The organism is Arthrobacter sp. AZCC_0090 (assembly GCF_014207375.1).
Classification (GTDB): domain Bacteria; phylum Actinomycetota; class Actinomycetes; order Actinomycetales; family Micrococcaceae; genus Arthrobacter.
Genome location: NZ_JACHEE010000010.1, coordinates 153,126 through 174,339, shown reverse-complemented (window position 1 = coordinate 174,339; position 21,214 = coordinate 153,126). Strand labels below are relative to the sequence as shown.

Annotated in this window: 20 protein-coding genes; 12 read left to right on the top strand and 8 right to left on the bottom strand. The window is 63.8% G+C overall.

The features are described from left to right. Nucleotides 1-47 precede the first annotated feature (47 nt). From HNP00_RS16415 to HNP00_RS16400, 4 genes are all read right to left on the bottom strand, one after another. Nucleotides 48-1,604: a CdaR family transcriptional regulator gene (locus HNP00_RS16415; RefSeq protein WP_184740792.1), complete on the bottom strand. Its 1,557-nt coding sequence runs from the start codon at nt 1,602-1,604 to the stop codon at nt 48-50. 128 nt (nt 1,605-1,732) lie between these two features. Then, nucleotides 1,733-2,875, bottom strand: coding sequence for a DUF917 domain-containing protein (locus HNP00_RS16410; RefSeq protein WP_184740791.1), 1,143 nt, complete (start codon nt 2,873-2,875; stop codon nt 1,733-1,735). A gap of 4 nt (nt 2,876-2,879) precedes the next feature. Continuing rightward, on the bottom strand, nt 2,880-4,427 hold the full coding sequence (locus HNP00_RS16405; protein ID WP_184740842.1) for a hydantoinase/oxoprolinase N-terminal domain-containing protein: 1,548 nt from the start codon (nt 4,425-4,427) through the stop codon (nt 2,880-2,882). 5 nt (nt 4,428-4,432) lie between these two features. Beyond that, nucleotides 4,433-5,776, bottom strand: a complete 1,344-nt coding sequence (locus HNP00_RS16400; protein WP_184740790.1) for a cytosine permease — start codon at nt 5,774-5,776, stop codon at nt 4,433-4,435. 251 nt (nt 5,777-6,027) lie between these two features. Here HNP00_RS16400 and HNP00_RS16395 point away from each other — a divergent pair, with 251 nt between their 5' ends. Further along, the gene (locus HNP00_RS16395) at nt 6,028-6,459 is read left to right on the top strand and encodes an SRPBCC domain-containing protein (RefSeq protein ID WP_184740789.1); all 432 of its coding nucleotides are present in this window, start codon (nt 6,028-6,030) and stop codon (nt 6,457-6,459) included. 26 nt (nt 6,460-6,485) lie between these two features. Here the strand turns inward: HNP00_RS16395 and HNP00_RS16390 are convergent, their stop codons facing one another. Further along, nucleotides 6,486-7,223: a GAF and ANTAR domain-containing protein gene (locus HNP00_RS16390; RefSeq protein WP_184740788.1), complete on the bottom strand. Its 738-nt coding sequence runs from the start codon at nt 7,221-7,223 to the stop codon at nt 6,486-6,488. Nucleotides 7,224-7,776: 553 nt separating this feature from the next. On the opposite strand from HNP00_RS16390, the gene HNP00_RS16385 reads away from it, so the two are divergent. From HNP00_RS16385 to HNP00_RS16360, 6 genes are all read left to right on the top strand, one after another. Beyond that, nucleotides 7,777-7,968: a hypothetical protein gene (locus tag HNP00_RS16385; protein ID WP_184740787.1), complete on the top strand. Its 192-nt coding sequence runs from the start codon at nt 7,777-7,779 to the stop codon at nt 7,966-7,968. A gap of 341 nt (nt 7,969-8,309) precedes the next feature. Next, nucleotides 8,310-9,122 (top strand): DeoR/GlpR family DNA-binding transcription regulator, encoded by an 813-nt coding sequence (locus HNP00_RS16380; RefSeq protein WP_184740786.1) that lies wholly within the window; start codon nt 8,310-8,312, stop codon nt 9,120-9,122. Beyond that, nucleotides 9,119-10,105 (top strand): 1-phosphofructokinase family hexose kinase, encoded by a 987-nt coding sequence (locus HNP00_RS16375; RefSeq protein WP_184740785.1) that lies wholly within the window; start codon nt 9,119-9,121, stop codon nt 10,103-10,105. Before HNP00_RS16380 ends, HNP00_RS16375 begins: the two co-directional genes overlap by 4 nt. Nucleotides 10,106-10,116: 11 nt before the next feature. Beyond that, on the top strand, nt 10,117-12,174 hold the full coding sequence (locus tag HNP00_RS16370) for a fructose-specific PTS transporter subunit EIIC (RefSeq protein ID WP_184740784.1): 2,058 nt from the start codon (nt 10,117-10,119) through the stop codon (nt 12,172-12,174). A 35-nt stretch (nt 12,175-12,209) separates the two neighbouring features. Next, nucleotides 12,210-13,931, top strand: coding sequence for a phosphoenolpyruvate--protein phosphotransferase (ptsP, locus tag HNP00_RS16365; RefSeq protein WP_184740783.1), 1,722 nt, complete (start codon nt 12,210-12,212; stop codon nt 13,929-13,931). A gap of 33 nt (nt 13,932-13,964) precedes the next feature. Then, a complete protein-coding gene (locus HNP00_RS16360; RefSeq protein ID WP_184740782.1) occupies nt 13,965-14,243 on the top strand; it encodes an HPr family phosphocarrier protein in 279 nt (92 codons plus the stop codon). A gap of 95 nt (nt 14,244-14,338) precedes the next feature. Here HNP00_RS16360 and HNP00_RS16355 read toward each other — a convergent pair whose 3' ends face one another. After that, nucleotides 14,339-15,292, bottom strand: a complete 954-nt coding sequence (locus HNP00_RS16355) for a DNA topoisomerase IB (protein ID WP_184740781.1) — start codon at nt 15,290-15,292, stop codon at nt 14,339-14,341. A 17-nt stretch (nt 15,293-15,309) separates the two neighbouring features. Continuing rightward, entirely contained in the window at nt 15,310-15,789 is a 480-nt protein-coding gene (locus HNP00_RS16350) for a Dps family protein (protein WP_184740780.1), read from the bottom strand. A 338-nt stretch (nt 15,790-16,127) separates the two neighbouring features. Here HNP00_RS16350 and HNP00_RS16345 point away from each other — a divergent pair, with 338 nt between their 5' ends. The 4 genes from HNP00_RS16345 (at nt 16,128) to HNP00_RS16330 (ending at nt 17,347) form a co-directional block, all read left to right on the top strand. Next, a complete protein-coding gene (locus HNP00_RS16345) occupies nt 16,128-16,298 on the top strand; it encodes a hypothetical protein (RefSeq protein ID WP_184740779.1) in 171 nt (56 codons plus the stop codon). 85 nt (nt 16,299-16,383) lie between these two features. Further along, complete coding sequence (locus HNP00_RS16340; RefSeq protein ID WP_184740778.1) at nt 16,384-16,560, top strand: CsbD family protein; 177 nt, start codon at nt 16,384-16,386, stop codon at nt 16,558-16,560. 65 nt (nt 16,561-16,625) lie between these two features. Beyond that, nucleotides 16,626-17,054: a hypothetical protein gene (locus HNP00_RS16335; protein WP_184740777.1), complete on the top strand. Its 429-nt coding sequence runs from the start codon at nt 16,626-16,628 to the stop codon at nt 17,052-17,054. Nucleotides 17,055-17,080: 26 nt separating this feature from the next. Beyond that, nucleotides 17,081-17,347 carry a Rho termination factor N-terminal domain-containing protein gene (locus HNP00_RS16330; RefSeq protein ID WP_184740776.1) on the top strand — a complete coding sequence of 89 codons (267 nt, stop codon included), beginning with the start codon at nt 17,081-17,083 and terminating at the stop codon, nt 17,345-17,347. Nucleotides 17,348-17,658: 311 nt separating this feature from the next. Here HNP00_RS16330 and HNP00_RS16325 read toward each other — a convergent pair whose 3' ends face one another. After that, nucleotides 17,659-18,537 carry a Ku protein gene (locus HNP00_RS16325; RefSeq protein WP_184740775.1) on the bottom strand — a complete coding sequence of 293 codons (879 nt, stop codon included), beginning with the start codon at nt 18,535-18,537 and terminating at the stop codon, nt 17,659-17,661. Nucleotides 18,538-18,575: 38 nt separating this feature from the next. Between HNP00_RS16325 and HNP00_RS16320 the strand changes: the two genes are divergently transcribed. After that, the gene (locus tag HNP00_RS16320) at nt 18,576-21,182 is read left to right on the top strand and encodes an ATP-dependent DNA ligase (protein ID WP_184740774.1); all 2,607 of its coding nucleotides are present in this window, start codon (nt 18,576-18,578) and stop codon (nt 21,180-21,182) included. The last annotated feature ends 32 nt before the right edge of the window (nt 21,183-21,214 follow it).

Here is a 21,214-nt window from a genome sequence, read left to right as displayed (position 1 = left end):
AAGAGCCTATGCGCCCTTTCCGGCAAAAAAGTCGCAGTTCTTGCCGGCTACTCCGGTTTGTCCATCAGCAGACTCCGGCAGGCCAGTTGCAATGCCAGACGCGCTTCCGGATCGCCAAGATTGATGGCGATGAGCGACTGAATGCGTCTAATGCGGTCGCTGACAGTGTTCCGGTGGACATTGAGGATGGCTGCTGTTTCCGTCAGTGACGACTCGCAGTCAAGAAATGTGGTGAGGGTCAGCAGGAGTTCGGGGCCCGCACTGAGAAGTGGGGCCAGGAGTTCCCGGGCCGCGGGCCGGAACGTGTCCGTTCGGGTCCAGATCAGCAGCAACTGTGCCATGTCCAGGCGGTCCACGTGGACAAAGTAGCCAGAGCTTTCCCTGGCCGCAGCGATGCGCGCGGCATCGTTGGCCTCCTCGAGGGAACGGACGATGCCCTCGGGCTGAGCCTGCATACGGCCCACGCCGAATTGGGTGGAGATGGTTACAGCGAGTTCTCGTTGGGCTCGCCGCAAAGCACTGCTGATCTTGCCGACATCCGCTGGCCCTGGCTTGGAGGGGAACGTAATCCACCCGGACCAACCGTCGGACTGTTCAACCGTTGCGGCTTCAAGTTTTTCGCGCAATAGAGCCCGGTCCAGGTCTGCCTTTCGGGCCACAATGTCCACCGGTTCCCGGGCGATCACGCGGAAGGCCATGTGATAGCCATCCAACGTCCAGCCGAGTTCCAGCGCCCTGGCCCTGAATGAAGGACTGACGTCACCGGCACTGTCGATCAACTGTCCCAACAGGGCAATACGGTGCCGGGCATCGCGTTCCCTCTCCAGCCGCTGGCGGGACAGCAGTTCCGAAACGGCAATGGCGGCCACGGCGAGGGCTGCGCCGATAGCGGCTTGTTCCTGCGCCAAGACGGGACCGAGGACCACCCGGAGCCGCGGACTGTTGTCCTGCTCCTTGTAGACGGCAGCAAGGATTTCCGTGGTGTCGGGCAGTGTGCTGGCTTCCGGCTGCTGTCCTCTTTCTTGCAGCGATTCCTCAGCGGAGATGAGCTTTCCGGATGGGTCCACCAGCGTCACCTGGTGCCCTAAAGCGTGGGTCAGTCGCGACAGGAGGTGGGTGAGGGAGCCATACGGGGTCCGGCATTCGGAAGCCACGCGGGAGACGAGCAGGCCCAGCAAATGGGCGGCTCCAGACAGCAACTCCTGCGCGGCCACGCCGAATTGCCAGGTGTTGTGGACGGCCAGGACCACAAGCCCCAAGCGTTCGGCGAGGCGTTTGATGTTAGGTGGCACCGCACCGACGTCGTGAGGCAGCTTAACGGCAAGGGCAACGACGCCGGCGCTAGAGGCCAGCGCCAACAGCGCCTCGACGTCCCAGGACACGCCGGACGGGAGGGGTTCCAGAGGGAGCAGAATGCAGTCCTGAAAGTTGAGCGGATCGCCGTCGAGGTTTCGCTGTTCGCGGACCTGGCGATTGACCTCGGCGACGGAACCCGTCAACGCAACCAGCGACGATACCGTATTGGCGCCCGGCCCCCCGACCCACTCGATCACGCCCGCAGGGAGGTGATTCGTGACGTACCACAGCGGGAGAGGGGGAATCATTCTGCTACTCCGGTTCTCCTTGATGCCCGCCTCTTCGCGAGGAAGGTCTGGCTACTGTCCCATGATGCCACCGCCGCGCCGCCAAATTTCTTTGGAGGCGCGGCGGTCCGGCAGATGGTCGACGGCGGTCAGGCGCGGTAACGTTCGATGGACTCCGTGTGCTCCTCCGGCGTCCCATCCCAGCGGTGTGACGGAACGCCGTAGCCAAAGTACCCGGGCCCCGCCAGCTTGAGGCCCTCGGTGGTGTGCCAGCGGGGGTCACTAGGCGCGGTCAGGATGCACAGGCGCTGCCCATAGCGCAGGTTCTCCGTCGTCACCGGTTCGGCGGATTCCGCGTCGACCACAATGATGAGGTCCGGCGTCGTGGTGACCACGGTGCCATCCTTGATTGCCAGCAGGTGCTCGTTCTGGAAATGCAGGGAGAGGACCGCTCCGGAATCGCTCCCCATGCCTTCGATCATCGCCTGACCCTTGGCGAACCCGCCTGTCGTTTGGCGCTGCAAGTCCGTGACCTTGCCGACGTGGATGATGCGGCCCCTGAGTGTTTCAGCGAGGACATCGCAGGGGTTGAGGTTGTTATGCTGCGCGTTGACCACCGCGTCTCCAATGGTGATGGCGAGGGACATTGAACCCGCCACGAAGCAGCCCCTCGCCTGGGCGCCGGTCATGGCGTACGTGGCGTTGAAGGCGTTGCACCCCATCTCGATGGAAGCCTGCCGGGCAAAGCGCTCACCCCAGAACGAGTCGATGCCCTTGATCACCAGGGTGTTGCCCTTCTCGTCGGCCAAGACCATGGGAGACGCCGGAATCCCGTACATGGTGGGCATTCCCATCTGTATCTCAGGGAAGGCGCGCCCGATCAGGTCTCCATCAACGAGGGGGATGCCCAATTGGGCCGCGGCGACGATTGGCAGCATGGAGTTGGAGCCGCCGATCTCTGCGCAAGCGGTGTGCGTGGCAACGCGGTTAAAGCTGGCCGACAGTTGCTTGATGGTGAGGGTCAGGTTCTCTACCGAGTCCACTTTCTCCACGGCAACAGTGGGTGCCCCGATGGCCGCGACAGGAACGATGAAGGCGTCGTCGGCCAGGTCTTCAACGGAGACGAGCTCCACGGGGCCGAACTCTTCGATCGCCTGGCGCGCGAGGAGCGCGCCAATGTAGGGGTCGCCGCCGCCGCCCGTCCCCAGGATGGCCGCACCGCGGGCTAGCGAGTCGATGTCGTCGGCAGTGATGCGCGTCAGCTTGTGGACGTGTGTTAGTTCCAGTGTCATGTGCTCACATTCCTAGCTTGAGGTTGCCGGCGGCCTTGATGCGGATGCGCGTGGCATTCCCGGGGAGGTACGGGATCGGCACCGCTTCCTGGTCCACGATCGTCACGGTATCGGGGCTGGCGCCGGCAGCAACGGCACGATCAATGGCTTCCTGACGCGCCGATTCCATGGCGGCCTTTTGGTCGCCGTGCGCCAGATAGGACAGTTGGTCCACCTCGCCGCTGATCTGGGCAATGGCGGCGCCGTAGGCGTTGGCGACGTCGAAGTTCTCGGGCCGGTGGATGGCGCCTAGGCCATCCAGCCTATCTGCCAGCAGGATGGAGCCGCCGCCGACGGCGACAACTGGCAGCGGCGCGGACGAGGTCCGGATCCGGTCGGCGATGTCCGCGATGGTCCGGTCGATCTGTTCCAGGGCTGTCCGAACCACAGCGTCACTGATGTGGCCCACCAACGACGCGTCTCCGACGTCGGTCCTTCCGCTGCGGACCGCGATGTCCGTGGCTGTCAGGACGGATCCGCCGAAGACCAGGGACTCATCCGTCAAACGGTACCCCACGGAATCCGGGCCTACAGTTCCTTCGTCGGACCGGACGCGTGAACCGCCCCCTAGGCCGGCCGAAAGGACATCCGGCATCCGGAAGTTGGTGCGGAGTCCAGCGAGCCGGACGTGGGTGCTGGACTCGCGGGGGAAACCGTTGACCAGGACGCCGACGTCGGTAGTGGTGCCGCCGATGTCCACAATCAGGCAGTCGGAGAATCCGGAGAGGACCGCTGCGCCGCGCATGGAGTTTGTGGGACCTGAAGCGAACGTCGCCACCGGGTAACGGCGGGTGTATTCGATGTCCATGAGCGTGCCGTCGTTCTGGCTGACGTACAAAGGTGCCGTGATGCCCTGCTCGAGGACAGCCTTGGCGAGGCCATCGACAATCCGGTTCGCCATTTCGGCAAGGGAAGCGTTGACGATGGTCGCGTTCTCGCGCTCCAAGAGTCCAACACGGCCGATTTCGTGCGACAGGGAGACAGGGAACTCCGGGCCAAGCTCCTCCCGGAGGATGGACAGGGCGCGCTGCTCGAATTCATCGTTGACGGGCGAAAAGACGCTGGAAACCGCCACAGAGCGGATGCCGTGTGCGGCAATGTCTGCTGCGTGGCGCCGGATTTCGTCGGGGTCGAAGGGGCTGATGGCGCGTCCGTCGAACTCATGTCCGCCGTGGGCCATGTAGGCGCGTCCCCTGACAGCATTGGTGAGGGCATCCGGCCAGTCCGTGAAGGGAGGTAGCGACGCAGTGGCGGGAAGTCCCATCCGGATCGCTGCTGTTGGGCAGAGGTCCCGTGCCTCGATGAGGGCGTTGATGAAATGCGTGGTTCCGATCATGACGCCTCGAATGTCATCCGGGCTGAAGCCGTTCAGGTGTCTTAGCGCGCTGAGCACTTGGGTGATGCCGCTGGTGACGTCCTTAGTGGTGGGGACCTTGGTGGAAGCGAGCACCTGCCCGCCGTCCAGCAGAACAGCGTCCGTGTTGGTGCCGCCGACGTCAATGCCGATTCTCAGGCTACTCATGGTGTGGTTACCGGTACTTCCTTGGTGGTGGTTTGGTTTGTTGCTTGGTTGTCGCCGTAGGACCGCAGGAGGTTCAGCTTTCCGGCGACGATGTAGAGGATGAACGCCGCGGCGAGGGAGTTGAAGGCTGGGAGTCCGAAGTTGATGAAGTAGCCCAGGGCCGCGGAGATCGCCCAGATGAGGAACGTCGCCGGAATCCAGTTGGGCGATTCAACCGGGGGAAGCCCGGAGGCACGGCTGGCTTCCAGGAGGGGGCGCCACTTCTTGACGACGAAGTACTCGGCCATGATGATGCCGGCAACCGGCGGGAAGACAACGCCCAGCACCAGGAGAATGTCGATGAACTTGTCAAGGATGCCGATTGCTGCCAATACAGTTCCAACGACACCAATCAGCAGGGTGACGTGCGCACGGTTCAGGCGTTTGTTCATGGCGCTGTTGAAGAAGGACACGACGCCGAGCCCGGCGCTGTAAAGGTTCCAGTCGTTGATCTTGGACGTGCCCAGGACGATGATCAGGATGCCTACCCAGCCCACCGAGGAGAAGATGATCTGGGTGACATCTGCCGACTTTACGGCGTGTGCCAGCAGGACGCCGATCATGCCGATGCTGTAGTTGCCGAGCGTAATGCCGACCACCGTCTGCTTGACGACGTCGCCAGCGGTCCTGTTGTAGCGGGTCATATCGGGCGTGATGACTGCCCCAAGAACGGCGCTTCCAGCGACGATGGTGGTGGCGGTGACAAAATCCAGGTTGGCGCCCGGAGGGGCATCGTTGATGAGCTGGCTGATGGAGTGGTTGCTCAGTTCGGCCCAAGCCGCCCAAGCGATCAGGATCATGAACAGCGGCACGGTGATGTTGGCCAACCATTGCATTGATTCAAAGCCGCGGACCACGATCAGGGTGACCACCAAGCCAAAAGCCAGCGACCATGCCCAGGTGGGAATTTCAGGGACGATCTGGTTCAGTCCAGCTCCGGAAATCCCTGATTGGATGCCGAACCAGCCGATGAGGCTAATACAGATGGTTAAGCCGAGCACGGATGCGCCGCCGCGGCCGAAGCCCGTCCAGCGGGCTAGCATGGACGTCGTGAGACCTTGGCGCATGCCGGCAATGCCGACGAAAATCATGAGTGCTTCGACGATCAGCGCGCCTACAGTGAACGCCCAGAAAGCGTCCCAGAACGTCATTCCGAAGCCAAAGGTTGCCCCGAGAAGAAACTGGCTCAGGTCAGAAGTCTGACCAAAGCGCTGGACTGCGATGCCGAACCAGTGTTTCCGCTTCGTTGCGGGAACCCTGGTGATGGGGTAGTCATCGTGCCCTATTTCGGATGTCGACATGACATGCATTCCTTTCGAGTGATTCATTGCACAGTATCTGTGGGGAACTCGAAGGTCATTGGGCAAAGTGCAGCACTTCACACCTGGAGGCTTACATATCGCACAAATGTCTTTCAGGATGCAACTGCCGCAACAGCAGCTGCAAGACCAACGTTGCACCGGCGGAAGCCCCCGCGTTGGCGTCTCCACCCCAGGCGTAGACTCTGTTGCGCCGGCGCCCGGACGCCGACCACTTGAAAAAGGAGAGGGACATGACGGGCAATTTCATTGCGAGTTCAACCATCGCGATCCATGCAAGCGCCGACCGGGTGTGGTCAGTGCTCACCGACCCACAGGCCATCAAGGAGTTCATGTTCGGAACCGAGGTTGTCACCGATTGGACGGTCGGCGGACCGATTGCTTGGCGCGGCACTTGGCAGGGAAAAGAGTACGAAGACAAGGGTGTCATCCTCGAGTTCGAGCCCGGGAGGCGGCTGGTAAACACCCATTTCAGTCCACTGTCTGGCCAAGACGACGAACCTGGGAACTATCACACCCTGACGTGGACGCTGGAGCCTGAACAAGGCATCACCAAGCTGACCCTGTCCCAGGACAACAACGCCAGTGCCGATGAAGCCGCACATTCGAAGGGCATGTGGGACAGCCTCGTGGAGAGCGTCAAAAATATCGCGGAGCGCAGCTAGGGGCAGGACCCACCCAGCTGAGGCGCTTACGGTTCGAAGTGCGAGACCGGCGCTTCACTCGACAGGGACTTGAGAAGGGATTCGGCAACATCCCTCAGTTTCTGGTTCCTGCCGTTTGAGGCCTTGGTCAGGATCCTGAAGGCCTCCTCTTGGCTGCACCTGTTCTGGCCCATAATGACGCCGGTTGCCAGATCGATGGCCGTCCGGGAACGCATGGCCTGCTCAAGGTCTTCCGCACGTTGTTGCGAGGCACCGATCCGAACAGCCAGCCGCAAGGCCTTTTCTGCTTGGCTCGCGAATTGTTCGCAGCTTCGGACGGAGGCCTCATCGAAAGCCTCGCTCTGCGGGGCAAACAGGTTGATCGCCGCCGTCGCACCCTCTTCCAAGCCTAAGGGGACGCAGAGGACGGCCAGGTGTCCACGCTCCGCGATGGTGGTGCAGTATTCAGGCCACCGAGGGTCCGCGGACGTGTCCGAAACCAGGACGGACTTCAGGGTTCTCATGGCCTCCAAACACGGTCCATCTCCGTAGGCTTGCTGCACCTCATCAATGAGACGGGCTTCGTGACTGCTTCCGGCGATAGTCATCGATCGGCGTCGCCGGCTCAGAGTAATACCGCACAGGACGTCTTGGCAGCGCGCAGCAGACACTGACGACGCAGCGAACACCGCAAGGTCTTCCAAGAAACCGCTGACGTCCTCGCTATCGATGACCAAATCCTGAAGCTGCCCCGCCACCGAAGCATTCAGGCCGATTTCGTCCATGGCCCAGTCTAAGAGCTGCAGGCCAGCAACGGAGGAAAAAGGGCATCCCAATCCAGCGTCCACCACTTGGACAAACTCTCCGACGGGGTTGCGCACCGGAGATGTGGAGTGCACAATTCTTCTACAGTCCGCGCAGACCACCGGACAAGGGCCGAGTTATTGGCCTGTTTTCGCTCAAGCAGCCGGGCGCCATTTCATTCACGTGAAAGGTGCTGCCCCATGAGCAAATTCCTGATACCGGCGCGGAGCTAGTCGATGTCGACCATCTCCGAATCCCCGGTACCCCACGAACCCCTTCAGCCCGGGGCTCGCTGCGTTCTGCACATGTATGTCTTGCGGGTTTTCCTACAGCCATTCAGCCACCCAGCCACCCAGCCACCCAGCCGCTGTCCAGCAGGCGGGGCCATCCTGAATCGTCGGGGGATTCAGGATGGCCCCGCCCTCGCAGTTCTCCCCGCGCCCCCTTCTCCTACCAAGATCTTGAGATGCAGATGCGGCTTCGAGCTGGAAATACCTGCTTAACCGCGTCGCAGCATTAACCAAAGGAAGCATGATGAAGCTCGAAAGTGCACAGAATCGACGCCTCGAAGGCGACCCCCGGCAAGAGTCCGACCAATTGGACAAACACCGGAGCAAGCAGCGCAAAGCCGCGGATCCTTCTCCGCAGCTCCGTTTGCCGGACCCTCCCGACCCTGACAACCTCCCCATCGACTACCCCGGCCCCAGCGAGATCGAGTGGCCGTAGGGCACTTTCCGGCTCGGCGATACGGCAGCCAGCCTTTTGTAGCCCGTCCGGCCCGCCCGCCCCCTGTCACATTCTGCTGGATCATTCCGGCATCCAAACTTGTGGCCCCCGTCATTTCGGGGTCGCAAGCGGCCAGCCTTCGAATGATCCAGCAGAATCTGTAGCTTTCCCGCCCGCGACCACTGTCAGCACGCTCCCAAACACGCCCATACACACCCGAATCTTTGTTTATGTTGTTTTCTGTTGACAGACCAACATGAACAAAGATAGAGTCAAGCAATTCCACATCATGTGATGACTGTCACTGATGTACCAGATCGCTTGTACGCAATGGAGGGTATGTGTTTGCTGAAGAGCGCCAACAGCTGATCTCCGAGCTCGTCGCCGAGCGCGGACGGGTCAGCGTCACAGACCTCGCGGACCGATTCAGCATCACCACGGAGACCATTCGCCGTGACCTCGCTGCCCTCGAATCCGCCGGCAACCTCCGCCGCGTGCACGGCGGGGCTGTCCCCTCGGACCGCCTTAGCACCCGCGAGGAAAGCGTCGTTGAGCGCGCCATCCAGCGCCAACCGGAAAAGCTTCGTATCGCCGAGGCCGCCCTTGCGCTCATCCCCGAGAACGCGGCCGGCAGCATCCTGATCGACGCCGGCTCCACCACGGAGGCTCTGGCCCGCCTGCTGGGCCAACGCACGGCCCAACACCTCGCCTCCGCCAACGGAAACGCCGCCCGTGAAGAACTGGTTGTCATCACCCACGCCATCCCCATTGCCGGGCGGCTCTCCGGCAACCCGAACATCTCCCTCCAGATCCTGGGCGGCCGCGTCCGCGGCCTCACGCAGGCCGCGGTGGGGCAGTCCACGGTCGAAGCCGCTTCCCGGCTCCGCCCGGACATCGCCTTCGTCGGTGCCAACGGTATCCACGCCACGTTCGGGCTCAGCACCCCTGACCCCGAAGAAGCCGCCGTCAAGGCCGCCTTCGTCACGTCCGCACGGCGCGTCGTCGTCCTCGCGGACTCCTCCAAGCTGGACGCGGAAACCCTCGTCCAGTTCGCTGCCCTGAAAGATGTGGACACCGTGATTACTGACCACGAACCCTCTGAAGAGCTCTCCGCGGCTTTGGCCGAGGCCGGCGTCGACGTGGTGGTCGCATGATCGTCACCCTGACCGCCAACCCGAGCCTGGACCGTACCGTGGAGCTCCCGGCCCCCTTGGCCCGCGGTGAGGTCCAACGCGCCATCGCCGTCCACCAGCACTCCGGTGGCAAGGGCGTCAACGTCTCCCGGGCGCTGGTCGCCTCGGGCCTGGACACCGTCGCTGTCCTGCCGGGCGCGGATTCCGATCCCGTCCTCGCGGGACTGCTCGACGACGGCGTCCCGTACGCGGCGCTCCCCATCAGTGAGCCGCTGCGCAGCAATGTGACGCTCACCGAACCGGACGGCGTCACCACCAAGATCAACGAACCCGGCCCGAAGTTGAGCCTGGACGAGCAGGAAGCCCTGATCGGGCTGCTGCTTGACCGCTCCCGTGGCGCGAGCTGGGTGGTACTGGCCGGATCGCTCCCACCAGGAGTTCCGGCAGATTTTTACGCCACTGTCGCCCGTCGTCTCCGTTCCGGGAACGACGGCGAACCGCCGCTTATAGCGATTGACTCCTCCGGCGCCCCGCTGGCGGCCGCTATCAGTAGCGATTCAAAGGGCGCCATCAACGGCAAGCCCGATCTCCTCAAGCCCAACGCCGAGGAACTGGCCGAATTGGCCGCCGCGGCCGGCTTCACAGACGTCCACACGGCTGACGAACTGGAAGCGGACCCGGGCCTCGCCGCCAGGGCTGCTGCCGCCGTCGTCGGCAGCGGTGTGGGTGCAGTACTCGCAACACTCGGTTCCAAGGGCGCCGTCCTGGTAACCGCCGACGGCGCGTGGCTCGCCACGCATCCGCCGATCCAAGCCGTCAGCACAGTTGGTGCCGGCGATTCTTCCCTTGCTGGCTATCTGCTGGCCGCCACTCGCGGCGGTTCCGCGCAGGACTGCCTCCGTCAGGCTGTGGCACACGGTGCCGCCGCTGCTTCGCTGCCGGGCTCCACTGTCCCGGCGGTACACCAAACAACTCCCGACGCCGTAACCATCACGGCCCTCTAGAAGGACTAACAGTGACCCAGCTCATCACCCCCCAACTGGTCTCCCTCGACCAGAACCTCGGCGATTCTCCCGCCGACGTCATCCGCTTCCTGGCAGGCAAAGTTGCCGCAGCGGGACGCGCCTCCGAGGTTGAAGGGCTCTTCGCGGACGCCTTCGCCCGCGAGCAAAAGACTGCCACGGGCGTGCCCGGCGGCATCGCCATCCCGCACTGCCGCTCCGCTGCTGTGACTGAGCCGACCCTGGCAATGGCCCGGCTTTCACACAAGGTGGACTTCGGTGCCAAGGACGGCCCCGCGGACATCATCTTCTTCATTGCAGCCCCGGAAGGAGCGGACCAGGAGCACCTGAAGCTGCTCTCCAAGCTGGCCCGTTCCCTCATCAAGAAGGACTTCACGGCAGCTCTCCGTGCGGCTACCACCGAGCAGGACATCGTTGACTTGGTTGACGCTGCACTGGCCGACAAGCCGGCCGCGCACGCAGCCGACTCGGCAGCGCCCGCTGCGGAGGCCGCCCCGGCTTCGGCCCGTGCCGCTTCAGCGATGGCGCCCAAGCGGATCGTCGCCGTCACGGCCTGCCCCACCGGCATCGCCCACACCTACATGGCAGCCGACTCCCTCGTAGCTGCGGGCAAGGAAGCCGGCGTGGACCTGCAGGTGGAGACGCAGGGTTCGGGCGGATTCACCGCGCTGGACCCGGCTGTCATTGCCGCCGCAGACGCTGTGATCTTCGCAGTAGACGTCGATGTACGCGGCAAGGAGCGCTTTGCCGGCAAGCCGGTCATCAACGCGCCCGTAAAGCGCGGTATCGACGAGCCGGCCAAGATGGTGCAGGAAGCCATCGCCGCCGCCTCCGATCCCCACGCCCACCGGGTTCCGCACTTTGGCGCCGAAGAAAACGCCGAGCACGCGGCCGAAGCCGCCAGCGAGCACTTCGGCACCAAGGTCAAGAAAGTGCTGCTGACCGGCGTAAGCTACATGATCCCGTTCGTCGCCGGCGGCGGTCTCCTGATCGCCCTGGGCTTCCTGCTGGGCGGCTACGAAATCGCCCTCGGCGGCACGGCGGACAAGATCCTTGGCGCCAACAACCTTCTCAACCTGCCCACCGAGATCCCGGCGCATGCCTTGGGCCCCCTGGGCGCTTACCTGGGCGCGGTCCTCTTCAAGATCGGAGCCCTGGCGTTCAGTTTCCTCGTCCCGGCGCTGGCAGGCTACATCGCCTTCGGCATCGCTGACCGCCCCGGCATTGCTCCCGGCTTCACGGCCGGCGCCGTGGCAGTCTTCATGGGTGCTGGCTTCTTGGGCGGCCTCGTCGGCGGCCTGCTAGCTGGCGTCGTCGCGTACTGGATCGGGAGCTTCCAGGTTCCGCGCTGGCTTCGCGGCCTGATGCCGGTGGTCATCATCCCGCTGCTGGCCTCCATTGTGGCCTCCGGGATCATGATCCTGTTCCTAGGTAGCCCGATCGCCGGGCTCACGAAGGCCCTTAACGACTGGCTCTCCGGCATGACTGGCGTGGCGGCAGTGGTTCTCGGCATTATCCTCGGCCTCATGATGTGCTTCGACCTCGGTGGCCCCGTCAACAAGGTTGCCTACTCCTTTGCCGTGGCCGGCCTTGGGGCCGGAAGCGTGGCCAACCAGGCTCCGTGGCAGATCATGGCTGCCGTTATGGCGGCCGGCATGGTGCCGCCGCTCGCCATGGCACTGGCAACCGTGCTCAACAAGAAGGGCTTCAGCCTGGCCGAGCGCGAAAACGGCAAGGCAGCCTGGCTGCTCGGTGCTTCCTTCATCTCCGAAGGCGCCATCCCGTTCGCAGCTGCTGACCCGCTCCGCGTGATCCCGGCCAGCATGGTGGGCGGCGCAGTGACAGGTGCCCTGAGCATGGCTTTCGGGGTCACCTCGCAGGCCCCGCACGGCGGAGCCTTCGTCTTCTTCGCTATCGGCAACGTCCTCATGTTCTTCATCTCGATCGCAGTCGGCGCCGTCATCACAGCTTTCCTCCTGCTGGCGCTCAAGCGCTATGCAGTCAGGAAGCCCGTTGAGGCAGAGCAGGCTCCGGTCGCCGTCGCAGCCTGAACCAGCCCCCAGCAAGCAAGTAGAGGACTAAATCCATGCAGACCTTTTCAGGCGTAGGCGTTGCTCCGGGGCGCGTTCTAGGGCCGGTTCGACAGATGCCGAAGCCGGTTCGGGAACCTGCAGCGCAGCTGCCCGGAGCAGTCAACATTCCTGCGGACGTCACCGTCGAATCGCAAGGCCAGCGCATCAAGGATGCAGCCAAGGCCGTGCAGGCGGAACTCCGTGCCCGAGCCGCCACCGCGTCCGGCGAAGGCAAAGAGGTCTTGGAAGCAACCGCCTTGATGGCCGCCGATCCGATGCTGGTGAAATCGGCCATCAAGCTCCTCTCCCCCGATGCCCCGGGCGGCGCACGTACCGCTGAACGGGCCATCTGGGAGGCAGGTGCCACGGTTGCGGACTCGTTGAAGGCCCTCGGCGGCTACATGGCAGAGCGCGTGGCCGACGTCCTGGACGTCCGTGCCCGCATCGTCTCTGAACTGCGCGGTCTGCCCGCGCCGGGCATCCCGGCGTCGGACGTTCCGTTCATCCTGGCCGCCGAGGACCTCGCCCCGGCAGACACCGCCACCCTGGACCCCGCCAAGGTGATCGCGCTGATCACCTCGAGTGGCGGCCCGCAGTCCCACACCGCCATCCTGGCCCGCGCCCTCGGCCTGCCGGCGATCGTCGCGGCCCCGGGGGTCGATGAGATCGGGGACGGCACCGAGATCTACGTCGATGGCGCTGCCGGCACCATCACGGTGGATCCCGGTGAGGAACTCCGTCTTGCGGCCAAGGTTTGGGCTACCCAGGCGTGTACCGTTGCCGCCTTCAGCGGCAGCAACGTGATGGCCGACGGGTTCCGGGTTCCGCTGCTCGCCAACGTCGGTACGGGTGCCGACGCGGTCAAAGCCGCCGACGCCGGTGCCGAGGGCGTCGGGTTGCTGCGCACCGAATTCTGTTTCCTGGATCGCGACGACGAACCCACCGTCGAGGAGCAGATCGCCGCCTACGGCGCCGTGTTTGCCGCGTTCCCGGGCAAGAAGGTGGTGGTCCGAACCCTCGACGCCGGCGCGGACAAGCCCCTGCCGTTCCTCACCAACGCGGATGAACCCAACCCCGCATTGGGCGTCCGCGGTTACCGCACCGACTTGACTTCCCCGGGCGTACTCGAGCGCCAGCTGGAAGCCATAGCCGCTGCAGAGGCCGCCAACCAAGCCGAGGTGTGGGTTATGGCACCCATGATCTCCACGGCCGAGGAAGCCGCTCACTTCGCATCCCTCTGCGCCGCGGCCGGCTTGAAAGTGCCCGGCGTCATGGTGGAGGTCCCGTCTGCTGCCCTGACCGCCGCCACCGTGCTGCGCGAAGTGAGCTTCGCATCGCTCGGAACCAACGACCTCACCCAATACGCCATGGCCGCGGACCGCCAACTCGGTCCGCTCGCCACGCTCAATGATCCGTGGCAGCCTGCAGTGCTGCAGCTCGTGAAGTTGACCGCCGACGGCGCTGCTGCCGCCAGCGCGGGCGGCACGGCTCGCCCCGTGGGAGTCTGCGGCGAGGCAGCAGCGGACCCGGCCCTCGCCGTCGTACTCGTTGGACTCGGCGTGGCGACGCTTTCGATGAGTGCCCGCGCCCTGGCCGCCGTTTCGGCTGTCCTGGCAACTGTTACCGTGGCACAAGCCCAAAAGCTCGCGACGGCGGCACTGGCCGCTCCGAGCGCATCCGTCGCGCGCCAAGCCGTTCGTGCCCAGCTGCCTATCCTGGACGAGCTGGGTCTCTAGACTTTCCCCAAGCCCACAATCGAAGGAGCAACAATGTCCGAACGTACCGCCACCATTGCCAGCCGCGTCGGCCTGCACGCCCGCCCGGCAGCTATCTTCGCCGAAGCCGCCGGCGAACTGGACCTCGAGGTCACCATCGCCCGCGAAGGCGAGCCCGCCGACGACGCCATGGACGCCGCCAGCATCCTGTCCCTCATGAGCCTCGGAGCTTCATTCGGCGACGTCGTCGTGCTGCGCGCCGAGGGTACCGGGGCCGATGAAGCCCTGGACCGCCTCGTGAAGATCCTCGAAACGGACCACGACGCCGAGTAACCCCACTGAGCATGCTCTCCCTTGGCACTGAAGGATGGACATATTCCTAATATGTCCTTTCCTCGCAGCCAGCGGGGAGCATGCTCTTTTTGTGTTCACGGCAAAGACGTCAGATAGCCCGCAATGTCGGACTCCGTGGCCTTGAGCTTTTCGAGGTCGCCGGCCAGAAAACCCTCCACGATGCGGGGATCAACGTAGGATGCCCTCGCCACGGTTGGCGTGTTGCCGAGCAGTTCGGCGGTTTGCTTGATGGCTTCAAGGACCCGCTGGCGGGCTGGCACTTTTGAGGCTGGACCTGCGAGCGCCATGCCGGCCGCAGCTGTGCCTTTCCAAGTGCGGAAGTCCTTGGCTGTGTAGTCGTCGCCCGTGATATGGCGGAGATACTCGTTGACCATCGTGGCATTCAGGGAGACCCAGCCATCGCCTTCGTTGAAAGCCAACAAGGGCTGCCTGCCGGCCCTGTCCGCCAGGGGCTTGAGGAACCGGGCCAGCGCGGGGTCCTCGATGGTGGATTCCCACGGTTGACCGCTCTTCCCCGGGAATTGCAGGGAAACCGTGTCTCCGCTGACCTTCACATGCTTACACCTCAAAGTCGTGAGGCCGTACGATCCGTTGCGCCGCGTGTAGTCCTCTGATCCAACGCGCAAGGCCCCGAGATCCATGAGCCGCACAGCCGCGGCCAGGGTTCTGGTCCTTTCCGAAGGGGACTCGCGCAGATGGCGCGAGACCGCCCGCCGCGCTTTGGGCATAGCGACGCCGAGCCGCGCAGCACGGGCGAATTTTTCAGTATCCCGGCGTGCCCGCCACTCGGGGTGGTAGATGTATTGGCTCCGGCCGGCGTCGTCCACTCCCATTGCCTGGATATGCCCGTTTTCGAACGGGCATATCCAGACGTCGGCCCACGCGGGAGGAATTGCGAGCGCCTCAAGACGCCTTCGTTCATCGCCCGCCACGAGGGATCCGTCCGGACGGTGATAGCTGAAACCGCGGCCGGACCTTCGCCGGGAGATACCAGGCGTACCGGGATGACTGCGTCGGAGCCGTGGCATGCTGTGGCGCGGGTTGTCTAGGCTTCCTGTGGGTCTGCCACGGACGCACTGGCAGACATTATCTCGGCGCTGACCATCCAGGCGAGCTGCTCCAAACGTGCGATGAACGCATGCAGCAGGTCCGCCGTCGTGGGGTCTTCTTCGTCCACTTGGTCGTGGACATCGCGCATGGTCTGGACAGTCCGCTCGAGGCGATCGGTGATCAGCTTCACCGCGTCCTTGGTCTCCGTCAGCCCCGCGGGGAACTGCTCCAAGCGGGTTGAGGCAGCGATAGTGCTGCTTCTGCCATCCGGGAGCGCATGAAGCGCCCTCATCCTTTCGGCTGTCTCGTCAGCGAACTCCCGCGCCGCTGCCACGAGTTCATCGAGTTGCAGATGCAGGTCCCTGAAATTGGCGCCAACAATATTCCAGTGGGCCTGTTTGCCCTGTAGCTGGAGTTCAATAAGGTCCGTCAGGACAAGCTGAAGATTGTCTGCCAGAGCTTGCGATGCTTTCATGGTTCCCCTCCAAGATGACTGCTGACAATAGTCGGATCGGCCCCGGAAGCCGGCGCATGACCCTGCATTCACCCTACGACGATACCCAGAATTTTTTGTAAGCGTACTTAGCACTTGATTTGATAAGCGTGCTTAGTAGTACCATGGAGGAAGTCGGAAGCAGCCCGTCCCGGACGAAAACTCCGGAAAACGGGGCGGCATCCGCTACAGCAAGACCTCGCATGGAATCCGGGGGGGCCGGTGAGGAACCACGGTTCGCACTCGAACTGACAACCGAATACACCGCGAGGGGCCGGGCATCTTGCCGGTGGCCCCACTCAAGTAAGGAATGTGTGACTATGAACACTCTTCTGATCATTGCAGGCGTTGTGGCAATCGTCCTTCTGCTCGTTGGCGGATTCTCGCAGGCCGTGAGCTGGCTCCTCTGGGTCGGTTTGGTTCTCCTGATCGTCGCGGCCATCGGCTGGCTTCTCAGCTTTGTTTCCGGCCGGAGATCGCACGGCGTCTAGCCGCTGATTAGCCGACCCTACAGTGGCTTGCCTCCCGCCACTTGGCGAGAAGAAGTAAAACAACAACCACCAAAGGAGTACGTCCATGGGTGCAGATGACAAGATCCAAAACGCCGGTGAGAAGATTGCGGGCAAATCCAAGGAAGCGGCCGGAAAGCTGACGGGTAACGAAAGGCTCGAAGCCGAAGGCAAGACGGATCAAGCCAAGAGCGACCTGAAGGCGGCCGGCGAAAAGGTAAAGGACGCTTTCAAGAAGGACTAGTCCACTCGGAGTGCGGCTCCTGCTGTGGGCAGGAGCCGCACTTCCCGGTCCAAGGGGTTAAGTCAATGCCGACCATTTCTGACCCGATTCTCCCCGCCGGCGCACCGCGTCCCGGGGCCGAACGAATCTGGTGCGGCACTTGCGACACCAATGAGCACGTGATTCTTGATTCCATCGAGCCCCTCAAACCGCCGATGGCAGAACTCGTGGATATCGCCTACACCTGCGTGGAATGCGATACGTTTTATGCCCATGCTGCAACTTTCCAGGACGTCGCTGCGATCCTGAACCAGCGTGGAACAGTATCGGGTGTGCTGCAATTCGGCGGAGAATACATCCATTGCGGCGAACCCATGAAAATTTCTGGAACCGGATTCCACAGCGTGTATGCGCCCATGTCCACCGAGGACCCCGCAGTGGATCTGCTCGACGTGTACCTGGCGACAAAGGTGTTGCAGTGCCGCTGCGGATTTCGGATGGAGCTCCCCTCATAGCCGGACCGTGACCGAAGGAGGAACCCATGCCAAATAAGAAAAATCCCAGCCTCAAAGATCCCGAGCTCTACGAAACCCTCCGCGAGGATGGCGCATCCAAGGAAAAGGCCGCCAGGATCTCGAATGCCGCTGCCAAGGAAGGTCGCAAGGAAATCGGCCGGCGTGGCGGCACCTCGGGCGACTACGAGGACTGGACTGTGCCCCAACTCAAGTCCCGAGCCAAGGAACTGGGCCTCACAGGGTACTCAAGCAAGAAGAAAGCCGAGCTGATCTCAGCGCTTCGAAACCACTAGACCATCCACCGGACATGCCCTCCGCCCGGGCCCGGGAGTGGACATATTGGGATTATGCCCATCCGTTGCCCAGCACAAGGGACATGTCCAGTCTTCGCTCCGGGATCCCGGAGGGACATGCCCTCCGCCCAGGCCCGGGAGTGGACATATTGGGATTATGCCCACCCCTTGCCCAGCACTAGGGACATGTCCCTTGCTCGTGGGAGCGGTGTTCGTGGGAGCGGTGTTCGTGGGAGCGGTGTTCGTGGGAGCGGTGTACGTGCGAGGGACATGTCCACTGCTCGTGGGAGGGGGAGCACGACGGCGGCGCGTCAGGCTTTCTTGACCCTCGCCCTGGGCTTGCTGGCCGCCTTGGCGGTGGCCCCGTCGTCGGGCTCTTCAGCGGCCGATCCAGCGGAAGCTTTGCCGCGCTTCTTGTCGAGGCTCCGCTTGAGGGCCTCCATGAGGTCGATGACCTCGCCGCCTTCCCCTTCGCTTGCCGTGACGCCGAAGGTCTCCTCGGTGTCGATGGAGTCGCCTTTTTCGAACTTGGCCGCGATGAGTTGGCGCAACTGCACTTGGTAGTTGTCGGTGTATTGCTCGGGCTCGAAGTCGCGCGCCATGGAGTCCACCAGGGCCGAGGACATCTCGAGCTCCTTGTCCGAAATCTTGACGTCGGTCTCCAGCGACGGGAAGTTGGCCTCGCGGACTTCGTCGTCCCAGAGCAGGGATTGCAGCATCAGCACGTCCCCCCGCACCCGCAGCGCACCGAGCCTGGTCTTCTGCCGGAGGGCGTACTGCACAATTGCCACGCGCTCGGTGTCCTGCAAGGTGCGCAGGAGCAGCATATAGGCCTTGGGGGACTTGGAATCGGGCTCCAGGTAGTAGGGTCGCTCATACATGATGGGGTCCAACTGCTCGGCCGGAACGAACTCCACTACCTCGATTTCGCGGCTGTTCTCCGCGGGCAACGACTTCAAATCCGCGGCGGACAGCACCACCGTACGGCCTTCCTCTTCGTAGGCCTTGTCGATATCCTCGTAATCCACAACAGAGGCGCAGATTTCGCACTTCCGTTGATAGCGGATGCGGCCTCCGTCTTTGTTGTGGACCTGGTGAAGACTGACATCGTGGTCCTCGGTGGCGCTGTAGAGCTTGACAGGCACGTTGACCAGCCCGAACGCGATAGAACCCTTCCATATGGCCCTCATGCACTAAGTGAACATCACAACAAGGCGGAGGTGAAGAGGTGGCAACCAGCCAAAAGGAACGCGTCAACGTCGAGGGCCACGAACTGACGCTCACCAACCTGGGCAAAATCATCTACCCGGAGACTGGCACCACCAAGGCCGAAGTGCTCGAATACTACGCGGCCGTGGCACCATTCCTGATCCCGGCCGCCGCTAACCGACCCGCCACCCGCAAGCGCTGGGTGCACGGAGTAGGGACCACCGAGAATCCCGGGCAGATGTTCTTCCAGAAGAACCTGGACGACTCGACGCCGTCGTGGGTTCCCCGGGTCACCATCCAGCACAGGGACCACAGCAACGTTTACCCGCTCGTCAACAACCTCGCTACGCTCACCTGGTTGGCCCAGATCGCCGCCTTGGAAATCCACGTGCCGCAATGGCAAGTGGACGCCGACGGAACCATGTTGCCGCCCGACCGCTTGGTCCTGGACCTTGACCCCGGCCCGGGCACGGGCCTCCCCGAATGCGTTGAAGTCGCCAAGCTGGCGCGCAGCATTCTGCAGGACATCGGCCTTGATCCCGTCCCTGTGACAAGCGGCAGCAAGGGGATCCACCTCTACGCCGGGCTGGATGGCACCCGCAAATGGGAGCAGGTCTCCGCGTTTGCCCACGAATTGGCGCGCTCCCTCGAGGCTGACCACCCGGACCTTGTGGTCAGCGACATGAAGAAGACCCTGCGCAACGGCAAGGTCTTGGTGGACTGGAGCCAGAACAGCGGGAACAAGACCACCATCGTCCCGTACTCCCTTCGCGGACGCGCCCACCCCATGGTGGCTGCTCCCAGGACGTGGCGTGAACTCGCCTCCCCCGAGCTTGAGCATCTGGACTTCACGGCTGTCATGAAGCGCGTCAAAGACGGGAAAGACCCCTTCGCCGCGGTGGCCGCCGGGCAGTCCGGGCATACGCCCGCGCACGCAGGCAACGGCTCCAAGCGCTCCGGCGGCACGCAAAGCAAGAACGACGACGGCGCCTCCGGTCCGGGAGGCCAGCGCACCCCGGCCGGAAGCACCGCCGTCGGGGGCACCTCGGGCGGCGAGGCCACCGCCGTGAACCCGCGGCTGGCGAGCTATGTGGACAAGCGCGACCCGCAACGGACGCCCGAACCGTTTCCCGCCGTCGGCCATCAACCCGGTTCGCGCCCACTCCAGCCTGACGCAGAGCCCAACCCTCCCGGCGGAATCTTTGTCATCCAGGAGCATCATGCCCGCCGATTCCACCTTGATTTCAGGCTGGAGCACAATGGCGTCCTGGCGTCCTGGGCGCTGCCCCGGGGAGTGCCGGACACCCCGGCAAAGAACCACTTGGCCGTACGGACCGAAGACCACCCGATGGAGTACGCGGAGTTCACTGGCATCATTCCGAAGGGCGAATACGGCGCCGGGACTGTCAGCATCTGGGACAGCGGAGAGTTCGAGTGCGAAAAATGGCGCGACGGCAAGGAAGTCATCGCCACCCTCACCGGCAAGCCCGGCGGCGGATTGCACGGCACCCGCCGTTTCGCACTCATCCACACGGGAGAGTCGCCGTCGCAGTGGCTGATCCACCTGATGAAGGACAAACCGGGCCACAGGACGGTGCTGTTGCCTGAGGCCGCGCACCAATCGAACGGGACACCCAGCTACGCGCCCATGCTCGCGACGTCCGGGACCACCGCCGATGTGGCGGACGGGGACTGGCTGTTCGAGCTCAAGTGGGACGGCTTCCGGGCCATCGTTTCAGGATCGGGTGGCAAGATCAGGCTGACGAGCCGCTCCGGGATCGACATGACGCCCACCTACCCCGAGCTGGCGGATCCGCATTACTGGCCGCACCACGATTTTGTGGCGGATGGCGAGATCGTGGCGCTCAGCAAGAACGGCCGGCCCAGCTTCGAGTTGCTCCAGAAGCGGATGAACCTCTACAAGCCAGGCGACGTCGAGCGCGCCCGGGCCGGGGTCCCCGTGCAGCTGATGCTGTTCGATCTCCTGTACGACGCCGGATCCCGCCACACTACCGAAAAAGGCGGCAGCGCCGACCTCACCTCCCTGCCCCTCAGCGAGCGCCGAGACCGGCTGGCAGACTTCAATGCCGATATGCCGGGCGAAGGCTCCCCCATTCATATCTCCGAAGTGCTGGAGCATGATATGGACGACCTCTTGGCCAGCGCCGCCGAGCTTGGCTTGGAGGGCGTCATGGCCAAGCGCGCCGACAGCCGGTACCAGCCGGGGCGGCGCAGCAGGTCCTGGATCAAGCTCAAGTTGGAACGCATGCAGGAGGTGGTGGTAGGTGGTTGGCGGCCGGGCTCCGGCGCGAGGCTCGGGACCATTGGCGCGTTGCTCGTGGGGATCCCCGACGGCGACAAGTTGCGCTATGCGGGCAGGGTAGGCACTGGCTTCAAGGACTGGCAGCTGCGGGACATCCTGAAGCGCCTGGAGGGGCTCGATCGCCCGGACTCTCCCTTCCACGACATCCCCGCCGAGGACGCGCGCGGCGCCCACTGGGTTTCCCCCGAGCTCGTGGGAGAGGTGACGTTCGGCGATTGGACCGGCACCGAGAGGATGCGCCATCCCGTCTGGCGCGGGTGGCGGCCGGACAAGTCCCCCGACGACGTCGAGCGCGCTCCCTGAACGGACCTGCGACACGGAAAATGCCCTGCGAC

Bases quoted from the DNA above. Each gene is read 5' to 3' on its own strand.
- HNP00_RS16415 (WP_184740792.1), bottom strand. From the start codon at position 1,604: ATGATTCCCCCTCTCCCGCTGTGGTACGTCACGAATCACCTCCCTGCG.
- HNP00_RS16410 (WP_184740791.1), bottom strand. From the start codon at position 2,875: ATGACACTGGAACTAACACACGTCCACAAGCTGACGCGCATCACTGCC.
- HNP00_RS16400 (WP_184740790.1), bottom strand. From the start codon at position 5,776: ATGTCGACATCCGAAATAGGGCACGATGACTACCCCATCACCAGGGTT.
- HNP00_RS16395 (WP_184740789.1), top strand. From the start codon at position 6,028: ATGACGGGCAATTTCATTGCGAGTTCAACCATCGCGATCCATGCAAGC.
- HNP00_RS16390 (WP_184740788.1), bottom strand. From the start codon at position 7,223: ATGGACGAAATCGGCCTGAATGCTTCGGTGGCGGGGCAGCTTCAGGAT.
- HNP00_RS16385 (WP_184740787.1), top strand. From the start codon at position 7,777: ATGAAGCTCGAAAGTGCACAGAATCGACGCCTCGAAGGCGACCCCCGG.
- HNP00_RS16375 (WP_184740785.1), top strand. From the start codon at position 9,119: ATGATCGTCACCCTGACCGCCAACCCGAGCCTGGACCGTACCGTGGAG.
- ptsP (WP_184740783.1), top strand. From the start codon at position 12,210: ATGCAGACCTTTTCAGGCGTAGGCGTTGCTCCGGGGCGCGTTCTAGGG.
- HNP00_RS16360 (WP_184740782.1), top strand. From the start codon at position 13,965: ATGTCCGAACGTACCGCCACCATTGCCAGCCGCGTCGGCCTGCACGCC.
- HNP00_RS16355 (WP_184740781.1), bottom strand. From the start codon at position 15,292: ATGCCACGGCTCCGACGCAGTCATCCCGGTACGCCTGGTATCTCCCGG.
- HNP00_RS16350 (WP_184740780.1), bottom strand. From the start codon at position 15,789: ATGAAAGCATCGCAAGCTCTGGCAGACAATCTTCAGCTTGTCCTGACG.
- HNP00_RS16345 (WP_184740779.1), top strand. From the start codon at position 16,128: ATGAACACTCTTCTGATCATTGCAGGCGTTGTGGCAATCGTCCTTCTG.
- HNP00_RS16340 (WP_184740778.1), top strand. From the start codon at position 16,384: ATGGGTGCAGATGACAAGATCCAAAACGCCGGTGAGAAGATTGCGGGC.
- HNP00_RS16335 (WP_184740777.1), top strand. From the start codon at position 16,626: ATGCCGACCATTTCTGACCCGATTCTCCCCGCCGGCGCACCGCGTCCC.
- HNP00_RS16330 (WP_184740776.1), top strand. From the start codon at position 17,081: ATGCCAAATAAGAAAAATCCCAGCCTCAAAGATCCCGAGCTCTACGAA.
- HNP00_RS16325 (WP_184740775.1), bottom strand. From the start codon at position 18,537: ATGAGGGCCATATGGAAGGGTTCTATCGCGTTCGGGCTGGTCAACGTG.